Genomic DNA, 12009 nt, shown 5'->3' with positions numbered 1-12009 from the left:
CGGCCACGGATCCCCCGGTTCCCCGGGCAAGGGGCGCGGATGGCGGCCACCTTCCGTCCATGCTGACTCGGGCCGCCGTCCTCCTCCTGCTCGTCCTCGCGTACCTGAGCGGGCCCGTGACCGGGGCGAGCGCCCAGGATCCCGGGACCGCTCCGTCGTACGACGAGCTGCCGGTGGGGGCGCCCACGACCCTGCCGTGGTGGCAGGCGGGCCGGCTGCACGTAGGCGACACCGTGCTGCGGACGCGACGCAGTGACATCGTCTCCCGCGGTGGCACGACCCTGGTCGCCACCGGCGAGGAGGACCGTCTCGGACGCGACACGCGGTGGTTCCTCGTCCAGGGCTCCCGGCTCCGGAAGCTGCCCATGCACACCCGCGCGCAGCAGCCCCTGGTCTCCGCCGACGGCCGGTGGATCGCCTGGCGAGAGGTGCGCGCGCCACGGACGGACGCCTACGAGCGCTTCGAGCGCTACCGCGTCGTCCTCTACGACGTCCGGCGGCACCGCGTCGCCAACCGCTTCCGCGACCGCCGGCTGGTGGAGTGGGAGGACGGGGGCAACGGTATCTGGCTGCGCACCCTCAGCAACCGGGGACGCCTCGTGCTGTCCCGCGGCTCCGACGGCGTGCAGGTCCTGTCACCACGCGGCCGGCCGGTCCGCTTCCGCGGCCCGCAGGTCGGGAACGGAGTGGAGCCCGACGGCTGGCCGGGCGGCACCACCGTCTACCGGTCCCGGAGCGAGACCAGCGTGTACGGGGAGGTCCGCCGCAACGGCCGGTTCACGCGCGTCGGCCGGACGACGGCGCCCTTCTCCGGGCTGTGGTCGACCCGCGGCAGCGGCTATGCCTACGAGGTCGACGGGTACGACGCGGACGGCGACCGCACCTCGTCGTACCGGGTCCGGCCGCTGCGCGGCGCGACGGTCCGGCTCCGCGTGCCGGCCGACGACCACGGATTCCGCGTCGTCGGCTGGGAGACCGACGAGGACCTGGTCCTCTGGTCCTTCGACGACGGGTCGGAGGCCCCGGCATCGCGGCTCGTTCGGTGCTCCGCGACGAGCGGTGCGTGCGAGCGGGTCACGGGCGGCCCGCGGGACGACGCGCCGGCCACGATGTCGTCGCGCTACTGACCGGGCGCGCCCCTAGGGTGACCGCATGACCACTCCCGGAGTCGCGATCATCACCGGTGCCTCACGCGGGCTCGGGGCGGCGATCGCGCTGCGCCTCGCGGCCGACGGACGCCCGGTCGCCGTCAACTACCTCCGCGGCCGGGAGGGCGCGGAGGCCGTGGTCGCCCGGATCCGGGAGAGCGGCGGGGTCGCCGAGGCCTACGGCGCCGACGTCGTCGCCGAGGACGGGGTCACCGCCCTGGTCGACGAGGTGACCCGGACCCTCGGCCCGGTCACCGCGGTCGTCGCGAACGCCACCGGCCCGCAGCCGGAGATCGGCATCGACGACCTGACCTGGCAGGCCCATCTCGACCAGCTGGAGTTCTTCGTCAAGAGCCCCACCCTGCTCGTCCGGGCCGCACTCCCGAGCATGCGCGCGGCCGGCGGTGGGCGGGTCGTCCTCATCGGCTCCGACCTGGCGGACCGGGCCGCGCCGCTGATGTCGGCGTACGTCGCCGCCAAGAGCGCCCAGGTCGGCCTGACCAAGGTCTGGGCCAAGGAGCTCGGCCCCGACGGCATCACGGTCAACCTCGTCCAACCCGGCTGGATCCCCGTCGAGCGGCACGCCGGCATCGACTCCGCCGCCTACGAGGCCGAGGTCCCCCTGCGGCGGATGGGCACGCCGGAGGACGTGGCCGCCATGGTGGGTCACCTGGTCTCCGACGCCGGTGGGTTCGTCACGGGGCAGCGGATCACGGTCAACGGCGGGCACGTCATCTGAGCGGGACGTCGACGCTGGAGATCAGGCGTCCTCCGTCTCGCGACGCGGGTCGGCCGAGGAGGGAGCACGCCCGTCGAGCACCTGCACGAACAGGCAGAACACCACCAGGGCCGCTCCCCCGCACAGCACCCAGAGCAGGTGCTGGACGGCAGCGTCGGCCTCGGTGGTGGCGTCTCGTCCGAGGAAGAACGTGACCACCGCGAGGTACGCGGTCAGCACGATCGAGACGATGAGGGGGAACGGCGACGGTCGGTCCTGGGGACGTTGCTGCATGGATCTCCTCCTGCTGCCTCGGCCGGCACTGTCGTGCCGGTCGTCGGTTGGTGGTCAGGCCTGGACGGGTGGTCGCCCATCCTCCAGTACCCCGGGGGCGCACTGGGAGGATCTGTCACCGTGACCACGCGCTGGTGCTCGATCGAGCTCCCGCACGGCCTGACCGCCGAGATGGTGGACGCCGTCGCGGGCGCGCGTCCCTGGCGTCGCTGGCTCAGTGTCAGCCCCCAGATCCGGATCAAGCGGTCGCGGCCGGGAGAGGCCTGGCGGCTCGTGATCGTCGAGGCTCCGAGCACGGATCTGCCGACGACCTGCCGTATCAGCGTGGAGCTGGACGGGTCGGGTCGGCGCCTGGTCGGCACCAGCAGCATCACCGTCTCCGGTCACGTCGTACTGCCGGCCGTCCTCGGGCTGGCCGTGGCCTCGCTCAGCGTGCTGCTCGCCACCAGCGCCGAGGCCGCCTGGTGGTGGTGGCTCCTGCCGATCGCCGCCCTCGTGGTGCTCGTCGGTCCTGCGTGGTGGCAGGCGACGACCCTGGCGTCGGACGAGGAGCGCCTCGCGGACCATGCGGTCGAGGCCCTCGTCGCGACAGTTCGCCAGCGCCACCCGGACCTGCCCGCGTGGCCGTCCGACCCGACGGGCGATCGTCCGAGGTACGTCGCCGCCGTACGCCGCTGAGCCGCGTCGTACCCTGCCGGCGTGAGCGACCACTCGACGCCCGGTGCCGACGTGCACCGCGACCTGACGGACGCCCTCGAGGCCGTCGCCGAGGACCGCCGCCTCAACGCCCGGATCACGCGTGCCGAGAAGGCGCTCGCGGAGGCCTCGGCCGCTGCCCGCCAGGCACGGGCCGACCTGAGCCGCGAGACGGACGACGTCCGAGCCCTGGAGTCCTTCAGCCCGGCCCGGATCTGGGCCACCCTGCGCGGTGAGCGGGCGACCCGGCTGAGCACCGAGCAGGCCGAGCAGCAGGCCGCCGAGTACGCGGCCGCGCGGGCCGAGGCAGCGGTCTCCTTCGCCCGCGAGGAGCTGGACGCCGCCCGCGCGGCGCTGGGCGCACTGGGTGACGTCGAGGCTCGGCTCGCGGCCGCGCTCGACGCGACGGAGCAGCGGCTGCGGGACGCCGGCGGACCGCTGGCCGAGGAGCTGACCGCGAACGGCGCCGAGCTGGGCACGGTCCGCAGCGAGCGGACCGAGGTCGGTGAGGCCGAGGACGCGGCGACCGCAGCGCTCGAGCAGCTGGAGCAGGCCTCCCAGATGCTGCGCCGGGCCAAGGACTGGTCGACGTACGACACCTTCTTCGGCGGCGGGATGCTGTCCAGCGCGATGAAGTACGAGCGGGTCGAGGACGCCGAGGAGCTGCTCCGGGCCGCCGACCGTGCGCTGAAGCGACTCTCGGTGGAGCTCGCCGACGTCGGGCTCGCCGACACGCCGCGGCTCGCGGTCGAGGGGATGACGCGCACCTTCGACGTGTGGTTCGACAACATCTTCACCGACTGGTCGGTCCGCGACCGGATCAACCGGATGCACGACGACACCCTCGACGTCATGCGCCTCGTGGTGCGGATCCGGCTCGGCCTCCGGGCCCGCTACGAGGAGCTCGTCGACCGTGAGGACGCCGCCACGGCCCGCCGCGAGGAGCTACTGCTCCCCCGCTGAGCCCGCCGACCGCCCGGCCGCGGCCTCCTCGCGCTCGCGCTCGGCCAGCCGGCTGTGCTTGCGGCCGTAGAGGGCGTACACGACGACGCCGATCGCCATCCAGATGGCGAAGCGGAGCCAGGTCTCGCCGGACAGGTTGAGCATCAGGTAGAGGCACATCAGCGTCGCCAGCACCGCCACCACCCAGACCGCCGGCGTGCGGAAGGAGCGCGGCAGGTCGGGGCGGGTACGACGGAGGATCGCCACCCCGATGCTGACCAGGATGAAGGCGAACAGCGTGCCGATGTTGACCAGGCTGGCCAGCGTCTGCAGATCGACGAAGCCGGCGATCGCGGCGACCACGACGCCCGTGATCAGCGTGATCCGGTACGGCGTGCCGTAGGTCGGGTGCACCTTCGCCAGGCCCCGGGGCAGGAGGCCGTCGCGGGCCATCGCGAAGGCGACCCGGCTCTGGCCCATCATCAGGATCATCGCGACGGCCACCAGGCCGACGCAGGCGCCGACCGAGATCAGGTCGCCCATCCAGCTGACCCCCGCCGCGTTGAAGGCGGTGGCGAGCGGGGCGGCGTCGGACGGGTCGATGTCGCGGTAGTCCTGCACCCCGGTGACGATCAGGCTGACCGCGGCGTACAGGACCGTGACGACGGCGAGCGAGCCGAGGATGCCGATCGGGACGTCGCGCTGCGGGTTCTTGGCCTCCTCGGCGGTGGTCGCGACCACGTCGAAGCCGATGAACGCGAAGAACACCACGGCCGCGCCGGCGACCATCCCGGCGACGCCGAAGACGGCCGGCTCGATCCCGAGCAGGCTGGTGATGAGCGGGAGCTGGAGGAACCCACCCTCGGTGTCCGGGGTGGGCTGCGACTCGGGGATGAACGGGACCCAGTTGCCCGGGTCGACCAGGGTGATCCCGACGACGATGACGGTCGCGACCACGGCCAGCTTGATGGCGACGATCACCTGGTTGAAGCGGCTCGACAGCTTGGTGCCACGGATCAGCAGCACCATCACGACCAGGGCGATCACGACCGCCGGCAGGTCGATGAAGCCGCCGGACGCCGACCCGATCTGGGCGGGCACCTCGACGGGCGTCCCGGCCAAGAGCTCCTGCAGGTAGCCCGAGAAGCTGACCGACAGCGCGGACGCGCCGATGGTGAACTCGAGGGCCAGGTCCCAGCCGATGATCCAGGCCACCAGCTCGCCGAAGCTGGCGTAGCTGAAGGTGTAGGCGCTGCCGGCCACCGGCACGGTCGAGGCGAACTCGGCGTAGCAGAGCCCGGCCAGGGCGCACGCCACGGCGGCGATCAGGAAGGACAGCGCCAGCGCCGGCCCGGAGTTGGACGCCGCCACCGTGCCGGTCAGCACGAAGATGCCCGCGCCGATCAGCACGCCGATGCCGAAGACCACCAGGTCCGCGGCGCCGAGGTCCTTGCGGAGCCGGGTCTCCGGTTCGTCGGTGTCCTTGATCGCCTGCTCGACCGACTTGGTGCGCATCACACTCATACGGCGCCGCTACCCCGAGGACGCCTTTCCCACGCCTCAGGCGGTGTCGGGGCCGGACTCCAGGTCCTGCTCCAGCTCGATCAGCGCGTTCTCGACGACCTCGGTGAGGGCGGGGTGGATCCAGTACTGGGCGCGGGCCAGGCCGCGGACCGGCGTACCGAGGGCCATCGCCTGGACGAGCGGCTGGACCAGGATCGCCGCCTGCTCCCCGATCAGGTGGGCGCCGACGAGCAGACCGGTACGACGGTCCGCGAGCAGCTTGACCAGTCCGGCCGCCTCGACCGCGTCGTCGTCGGGGTCGTGCTGGAGGGCCCAGCCGAACGCGACGTCGGCGTACTCGCGGCGGCCGACGGCGAGGTCGATCCCCTGCTCACGGGCCTGGGCCTCCGTCAGCCCGACGGAGGCGACCTGCGGGTGGGCGAAGACGGCGTTCGGGACGTGGTCGTGGTCGGCGCTCCGGAGGTCGTCGGGGTGCAGCAGGTTGTGGTGCACGACCCGGGCGTCGGCGTTGGCGACGTGCTTGAGCGGGACGTCGCTGGAGAGGTCGCCCAGCGCCCAGACGCCCTCGGCGGTGGTGCGCAGGTGCTCGTCGACCACCACCCGACCGTCCTCGGACACCGCGACCCCCGCGTGCTCCAGCCCGAGCCCGTCCGAGGCCGGCTTCCGGCCGACCGCGACCAGGATCGCGTCGACCTCGACGCTGCTGCCGTCGGAGAGGTGCATCGTGTGCGGTCCGGTGCCGCTGACCCGCTCCAGCGACGTCTCCAGCCGGACGTCCCGGCGCTCGCGGACCGCCGCGGTGAAGCGCTCGGAGATCTCCGCGTCCTGGTTGGTCAGCAGCATCGGCGCGGAGTCGACCTGCGTCACCCGCGCGCCGTACGACGCCAGCACATGGGCGAACTCGGACCCGACGTAGCCACCGCCGAGGACCCCGACGCGGTCCGGGAGCCGCTCGGTCCGCATCACGTCGTCGCTGGTCAGGTAGCCCGCGTCGGCCAGGCCCGGGATGTCGGGCACGACCGGGTGGCTGCCGGTGGCGAGCACGACCCGGTCGGCGGTCATCTCGACGTCGCCGTCGGCCAGCGTGACGACCAGACGGCGCTCGCCGGTGAACCGGGCGGTGCCCTTCAGGACGGTGACGTGCGGCTTCTCGGCGTAGGTCTCCTCGCCGTCGCGGGACGCAGCGTCGACGCGGCCGATCACGCGGTCGCGCACCGCCGTCCAGTCGACGCCCTCCGCCGTCGAGCGCACCCCCAGCCGTGGGCCGTCGTGCGCGAGGACGGCGACGTCGGCGGGGTGGACGAACATCTTGGACGGGATGCAGCCGCGGTTGAGGCAGGTGCCGCCGAAGTCGGCGCGCTCCACGACGGCCACCCGCCAGTGCGACAGCGCGTCGTCGACCACCGCCTCGCCGGAGCCGGCGCCGATCACGACCAGGTCGAAGTGCTCCCCCATGGCGGTCCGGTAACCGGAGCCAAACGGGTCACCCCGGACGCCTCACGGCCTGCTGCCACTCGCGGGGCAGCAGGCCGAAGGCGGTGCGGAAGCGGCGCGAGAAGTGGGTCGCGTCCTTGAACCCCCAGGCGTGCGCGACGCGGGCGACGCCGCGACCGGAGCGGGCCAGCTCGGCCCGGGCTCGCTCCAGGCGCCGCTCGATGACGTACTGCTCGAGGCTGAAGCCGGCCTCCCGGCAGGCCCGGAAGAGCTGACGCCGCGAGACCGCGAGCGCCGCGGCCACGTGGTCGGCGCCCAGGTCGGGGTCGCGCAGGTGCTGCGCGACGTAGGCCCGGACCTGGTCGGCGAGGGTGGTGTCGGCGACCTCGTCCGGCACCCGCCCCCCGGCGGCCGCGCCCGCGAGCAGCGCGCGCAGGAGGTGCAGGCTCGCCGTCCCCGCGTCGACGGCGGCGGGCGAGGAGCCCAGCGCGTCCGCGTGCCGCGTGAGGTCGCGCAGGTGGTGGGCCATGGTGCCGTAGAGCGGACTGCTCGCCAGCCGGGTCGAGGCCCGGGACACCACGTCGGGTGCGAGCCCCAGGTCGGCCACCGGCACCATCATCGAGCTGGACGACCCGATGCCGCTCCAGGCGAAGGAGTACGGGCGGGTCAGGTCGACCACCATCAGCTCGCCCGGGAAGACCCGCCGCTGCAGCGGTCCGGCGTCGTACCGACCGGCGCCGAGCTCGTGCACCGCCACCGCGACGTACTCCGGGAAGTCCAGCCGCGCCGCCCGGGACCCACGGGTCATCCGTACCCCGGTGCTCCAGGTGCTGAAGAGCTGCACCGGGCCGACCGGCGAGAGCTCCATCCGGGCGGCGGCCCCCTGCTCCTCGTGCTCGAGGTCGACCCGCGTGGAGCCGGTCATCGCCTGCATCGTCGTGCGGAAGGCCTCGGCCCGGTCGCGCGCGGGCAGGCGCGCCGTGTCCAGCAGCACCGACACCCGCCACCACCTCGCCCGATCCAGGTCCGTCATCCGACGGTACGGCGGCTCACAGCCACCGCGCATGACCCGCCTGGGGCATCTTCGGCACCCAGGGCCGACCACCCGTCCCCCAGGGCCGACCGGCCGGACCCGACCCGGTCCTAGCCTCCGAGGTCCCCCCATCGCCAAGGAGATCTCTCATGAGCGCACCCGACACCATCGTCCTCGTCCACGGCCTGTGGGTGACCCCGCGCAGCTGGGAGCACTGGGTCACGTACTACGAGGCGAAGGGCTTCACCGTCCTCACCCCCGCCTACCCCGGCTTCGAGGTGGAGGTCGAGGCCCTGCGCGCCGATCCGAGCATCATCGCCGAGTGCGACATCAAGGAGACCCTCGCGCATCTGATCTCGGTGGTCAGCGCCGTCGAGAACCCGCCGATCATCATGGGCCACTCCTTCGGCGGCATGTTCACCCAGCTGCTGCTCGCCCGCGGCCTCGGGGCGGCCGGTGTCGCCATCGACTCCGCCCCGCCCGAGGGGGTCCGCACCAACCCGCCCTCGCAGCTGAAGTCGCTGTGGCCGGCCCTCAACAACCCGGCCAAGCGGCACCAGGCGGCCGGGTTCACCGAGAAGCAGTTCCACTACGCCTTCACCAACACCCTCGACGAGGACGCGGCGAAGGCGGCGTACGACCGGTACGCCATCGCGGCGCCGGGACGCTGGGTCTGGGACTACGGCCTGATCGCGAACTTCAAGCCCGGCCACCAGGAGACCTGGGTCGACTACGACAACGACGACCGGGCCCCGCTGCTCTTCATCGCCGGCGGCGCGGATCACATCATGCCGGCCTCGGTGAACCGCTCGAACATGAAGAAGTACAAGAAGTCGGCCTCGCTCACCGACTTCCAGCTCTTCGAGGGACGGTCGCACTGGACCTGCGCCGAGCCCGGCTGGGAGCAGGTCGCGGACGCGGCGCTCGAGTGGGCCCTCGCGAACGCCGCCCCGGTCACCCAGCCGGCGTGACCTCGGGCGCCGGCGTCCCGGCCGGGTCGGCGCCGGGACCCGCCGGCGTCGGAGGTACGACGGGCGGCGGGTCGCCGTACTCGGCGACGATGAGCTCGCCGGCGCGCTGGGCCAGCCGCTTGGGTCCCACGCGGAGCTGGTCGCGCAGCAGCTGGTCCGCGTCGACGCCGCCGGCGCCGAGCTGGTCGAGCAGGGACCACAGCGTCGCCTCGTCGAAGCTCCGGGCGAGGTACTCGCAGGCGAACCAGGCCAGGGCGTAGTTGGTCTCGGACTCCTCGCCACCGTTGAACGAGTCGTCGGCGGGGAGTGCGTCGAAGCCGACCTCGGCGGCCCGGACCGCCCGCGCGGGCACCCGGCGGTCCTGGGGAGCCATCGGCTGCGCGGAGACGTACTCGGCCAGACCCTCGCTCAGCCAGACCGGGGCCTGGTCGTCGCGCGCCCCCAGGGCGACGTGGGTGAGCTCGTGACGGACCAGCCGGTCGCGGGCCGCCCCGCGGCGGTCGAGCATCCGCGGGTGCAGGGCGAACCGGTACGCCGCCGACGCCTCCTCTCCCGGCGCCGCCGTGACCGGGAACGCGACCCCGTCCAGGTCGTCGGGGTCGCCCCCGGGCACGTCCGGGATGCTGGCCAGGAAGGTCGGGTCCGAGAGCGCGTAGACCACCACGGAGCGCGACCACTCGTAGGGCACCACCGCAGCGACGTCGTCGATGCCACGCTCGACGGAGCGGACCAGCGGTCCGGCGTCCGGCAAGCTCCCGGCGTCGAAGATCCCGAGCACGCCCGCGCCGCTGCGGACCTCGACCGGCCCCAGGTCCCAGGGCTGCGGGCGTACGCCGTTGTCGCGCTCCCAGGCCTCGTCGGTGACCGAGGTGAGCACCATCCGGTCGGGGTTGCGGCGGCTCGGGCGGAAGCGGTAGCGGTCGCGCGAGACCACCGGGACGGCGTCGTACCCGGACAGGCGCAGGTGCTCCTCGACCACGACCCAGTAGTCGTCCCCGTCGCGCAGCAGCGCGCCCGGGTCGACGGTGTAGCTCAGCTCGCCGACCGGGAGCTGGCGCAGGTTGGCGAACCAGCTGCGCTGCTGCTCGCGGAACCCCGCCTCGCCGCGGACCCCACGGTCGAAGGCCTCCGGGTTCGCGTCGACCACGGCGCGGGCTCGACGGCGCAGCGCCTGCTCGACGCCGGCGACGACATCGGGCGGGGCGGCGTACGACGACGTGCTGGGCGCGGGTGGGACCGGGTCGTCGCCGCCCGCCAGCGAGCAGCCCGGGAGCGCCAGCAGCGCGGCCAGGACTCCCGGGAGCAGGCTAGATCGGACGATCGGCATCGACCGGAGAACGATCCTCGGCCATCGAGGTCATGTCCTCGACGATGCCGAGGGCCAGGGCCTGCGGCGTCAGTCCGATCCGCTCGAGGATCGCGGCCCGCTTGGCGTGGCCCAGGAACTCCTGCGGGATGCCGTGCAGCCGGAACGGCGTGGTCACGCCGGCGTCGTTGAGCGTCTGCAGGAGTACGGCGCCGACTCCGCCGACCCGGCCGTTGTCCTCCAGGCTGACCACCAGGCGGTGCTCGCGGGCCAGCTCGACGATCGCGGAGTCGACGGGCTTGACCCAGCGCGGGTCGACGACGGTCACGCCGATGCCCTGGGCGACCAGCCGGTCGGCGACGTCGACGGCGGTCTCGGCCATCGCGCCGACGGCCACGACCAGGACGTCGCGCGGGCCGTTGCGCACCAGCACGTCGGCGCCGCCGGCCCGGCCGATCGCCGGGATGTCGGCGGGGGGCGGGCCCTTCGGGAACCGGACGACGGTCGGCGCGTCGTCGACCTCGACCGCCTCGTCGAGCAGCTCGCGCAGGCGGGCGGCGTCGCGGGGGGCGGCCAGGCGCAGGCCCGGCACCAGCTGGAGGAAGGACATGTCCCACATGCCGTTGTGGCTGGCCCCGTCGTCGCCGGTGACACCGGAGCGGTCCAGGACGAAGGTGACGCCGCACTTGTGCAGCGCGACGTCCATCAGGACCTGGTCGAAGGCCCGGTTGAGGAAGGTCGCGTAGACCGCGACCACCGGGTGGAGCCCGCCGAGCGCGAGGCCGGCGGCGGAGGTGGCCGCGTGCTGCTCGGCGATGCCGACGTCGAAGGTGCGCTCGGGGAACCGGGCCTGGAAGGTGTCGAGGCCGACCGGGTGCATCATCGCCGCGGTGATGGCGACGACGTCGGGACGCCGCTCGCCGATCTCGACGATCGCGTCGGAGAAGTGGTCGGTCCAGATCCGGCCCTTGGGCTTCTCCGCTCCGGTCTGCACGTCGAACGGCCCCGGCGCGTGGAACTGGTCGGCCTCGTGCCGCTCCGCCGGGTCGTAGCCGTAGCCCTTGCGGGTGATCGCGTGCACGATGACCGGCCCGTTGAACTTCTTGGCCTGCGCGAGCACCTGCTCCATCGCCCCGCGGTCGTGTCCGTCGACCGGGCCGACGTACTTCAGGCCCAGGTCCTCGAAGAGGCCCTGCGGCGCCAGCGCGTCCTTCAGGCCGCGCTTCATGGCGTGCAGCGCGTCGTACGCCGCGGGGCCGACGCCGGGGACGGCGTTGAGCCGCTTCTTGACCAGGTCGAGGACCTGCTCGTAGCGCGGGTTGGTGCGCAGCGTCGTGAGCGCGTTCGCGAGACCGCCGATGGTCGGCGTGTAGGAGCGGCCGTTGTCGTTGACGACGATGACCAGCTTGCTGTCCTTGGCGATCGCGATGTTGTTGAGCGCCTCCCAGGCCATGCCGCCGGTCAGCGCCCCGTCACCGATGACCGCCACGACGTGCCGGTCCTCGCCGCGGATCGTGTAGGCCTTGGCCAGGCCGTCGGCGTAGCTCAGCGCGGTGGACGCGTGGGAGTTCTCCACGATGTCGTGGTCGGACTCCTCCTGGCTCGGGTAGCCGCTCAGCCCGCCCTCGCGGCGCAGCGTCCCGAAGTCGCCGACCCGGCCGGTGACCAGCTTGTGCACGTAGGACTGGTGACCGGTGTCGAAGACGACTCGGTCGCGCGGCGAGTCGAAGATCCGGTGGATCGCCAGGCTCAGCTCGACCACGCCCAGGTTCGGGCCGAGGTGGCCGGTGTTGGTCGCCACCGTGCGGATCAGCAGGTCCCGGATCTCCGCCGCCAGCGTCACCAGCTGGTCGTCCGAGAGCCCGCGCAGGTCGCGGGGGCTCGTGATCGACTCCAGAAGACCCATGGATCGATAGTAGGACGTCCTGGGTCGGGGACCGATT

At 73.2% G+C, this 12009-nt stretch carries 11 protein-coding genes; 5 read left to right on the top strand and 6 right to left on the bottom strand.

Translation table 11 applies throughout. The annotated features are described in order from the left end of the window. Positions 1-59: 59 nt before the first annotated feature. A complete protein-coding gene (locus V7S47_RS11755; RefSeq protein WP_336561716.1) occupies positions 60-1127 on the top strand; it encodes a hypothetical protein in 1068 nt (355 codons plus the stop codon). Positions 1128-1152: 25 nt separating this feature from the next. Then, positions 1153-1887 carry an SDR family oxidoreductase gene (locus V7S47_RS11750; RefSeq protein WP_336561715.1) on the top strand — a complete coding sequence of 245 codons (735 nt, stop codon included), beginning with the start codon at positions 1153-1155 and terminating at the stop codon, positions 1885-1887. Positions 1888-1908: 21 nt separating this feature from the next. Here V7S47_RS11750 and V7S47_RS11745 read toward each other — a convergent pair whose 3' ends face one another. After that, the gene (locus tag V7S47_RS11745) at positions 1909-2160 is read right to left on the bottom strand and encodes a hypothetical protein (protein ID WP_336561714.1); all 252 of its coding nucleotides are present in this window, start codon (positions 2158-2160) and stop codon (positions 1909-1911) included. Positions 2161-2280: 120 nt separating this feature from the next. Here V7S47_RS11745 and V7S47_RS11740 point away from each other — a divergent pair, with 120 nt between their 5' ends. Continuing rightward, the gene (locus V7S47_RS11740; RefSeq protein ID WP_336561713.1) at positions 2281-2838 is read left to right on the top strand and encodes a hypothetical protein; all 558 of its coding nucleotides are present in this window, start codon (positions 2281-2283) and stop codon (positions 2836-2838) included. Between the two features lie 21 nt (positions 2839-2859). Beyond that, positions 2860-3819, top strand: coding sequence for a hypothetical protein (locus V7S47_RS11735; RefSeq protein WP_336561712.1), 960 nt, complete (start codon positions 2860-2862; stop codon positions 3817-3819). Here V7S47_RS11735 and V7S47_RS11730 read toward each other — a convergent pair. The 3 genes from V7S47_RS11730 to V7S47_RS11720 are packed head-to-tail and all read right to left on the bottom strand — an operon-like array spanning position 3802 to position 7789. Continuing rightward, positions 3802-5313 carry an amino acid permease gene (locus tag V7S47_RS11730; RefSeq protein ID WP_336561711.1) on the bottom strand — a complete coding sequence of 504 codons (1512 nt, stop codon included), beginning with the start codon at positions 5311-5313 and terminating at the stop codon, positions 3802-3804. The genes V7S47_RS11735 and V7S47_RS11730 overlap by 18 nt on opposite strands. A gap of 45 nt (positions 5314-5358) precedes the next feature. After that, the gene (locus V7S47_RS11725) at positions 5359-6777 is read right to left on the bottom strand and encodes a mycothione reductase (protein ID WP_336561710.1); all 1419 of its coding nucleotides are present in this window, start codon (positions 6775-6777) and stop codon (positions 5359-5361) included. Between the two features lie 28 nt (positions 6778-6805). After that, a complete protein-coding gene (locus V7S47_RS11720) occupies positions 6806-7789 on the bottom strand; it encodes an AraC family transcriptional regulator (protein WP_336561709.1) in 984 nt (327 codons plus the stop codon). Between the two features lie 149 nt (positions 7790-7938). On the opposite strand from V7S47_RS11720, the gene V7S47_RS11715 reads away from it, so the two are divergent. Further along, entirely contained in the window at positions 7939-8760 is an 822-nt protein-coding gene (locus tag V7S47_RS11715; protein WP_336561708.1) for an alpha/beta hydrolase, read from the top strand. Here V7S47_RS11715 and V7S47_RS11710 read toward each other — a convergent pair. Together V7S47_RS11710 and dxs are read right to left on the bottom strand one after the other, a co-directional pair. Further along, positions 8744-10087 carry a hypothetical protein gene (locus V7S47_RS11710; RefSeq protein ID WP_336561707.1) on the bottom strand — a complete coding sequence of 448 codons (1344 nt, stop codon included), beginning with the start codon at positions 10085-10087 and terminating at the stop codon, positions 8744-8746. The two genes, V7S47_RS11715 and V7S47_RS11710, sit on opposite strands and share 17 nt — an antisense overlap. Next, positions 10068-11972 carry a 1-deoxy-D-xylulose-5-phosphate synthase gene (gene dxs, locus V7S47_RS11705; RefSeq protein ID WP_336561706.1) on the bottom strand — a complete coding sequence of 635 codons (1905 nt, stop codon included), beginning with the start codon at positions 11970-11972 and terminating at the stop codon, positions 10068-10070. Before dxs ends, V7S47_RS11710 begins: the two co-directional genes overlap by 20 nt. Between the last annotated feature and the right edge of the window lie 37 nt (positions 11973-12009).

Source organism: Nocardioides sp. CCNWLW216 (assembly GCF_037120545.1).
In the GTDB taxonomy this organism is placed as follows: Bacteria; Actinomycetota; Actinomycetes; order Propionibacteriales; family Nocardioidaceae; genus Nocardioides; species Nocardioides lianchengensis.
The sequence above is the reverse complement of the archived record's forward strand: the minus strand, read 5'-3'. Positions and strand labels throughout refer to the sequence as shown.

Excerpts from the sequence above, each read along its gene's own strand:
- V7S47_RS11745 (WP_336561714.1), bottom strand. The coding sequence starts at position 2,160 with ATGCAGCAACGTCCCCAGGACCGACCGTCGCCGTTCCCCCTCATCGTC.
- V7S47_RS11750 (WP_336561715.1), top strand. The coding sequence starts at position 1,153 with ATGACCACTCCCGGAGTCGCGATCATCACCGGTGCCTCACGCGGGCTC.
- V7S47_RS11715 (WP_336561708.1), top strand. The coding sequence starts at position 7,939 with ATGAGCGCACCCGACACCATCGTCCTCGTCCACGGCCTGTGGGTGACC.
- V7S47_RS11710 (WP_336561707.1), bottom strand. The coding sequence starts at position 10,087 with ATGCCGATCGTCCGATCTAGCCTGCTCCCGGGAGTCCTGGCCGCGCTG.
- V7S47_RS11720 (WP_336561709.1), bottom strand. The coding sequence starts at position 7,789 with ATGACGGACCTGGATCGGGCGAGGTGGTGGCGGGTGTCGGTGCTGCTG.
- V7S47_RS11725 (WP_336561710.1), bottom strand. The coding sequence starts at position 6,777 with ATGGGGGAGCACTTCGACCTGGTCGTGATCGGCGCCGGCTCCGGCGAG.
- V7S47_RS11755 (WP_336561716.1), top strand. The coding sequence starts at position 60 with ATGCTGACTCGGGCCGCCGTCCTCCTCCTGCTCGTCCTCGCGTACCTG.
- V7S47_RS11730 (WP_336561711.1), bottom strand. The coding sequence starts at position 5,313 with ATGCGCACCAAGTCGGTCGAGCAGGCGATCAAGGACACCGACGAACCG.
- dxs (WP_336561706.1), bottom strand. The coding sequence starts at position 11,972 with ATGGGTCTTCTGGAGTCGATCACGAGCCCCCGCGACCTGCGCGGGCTC.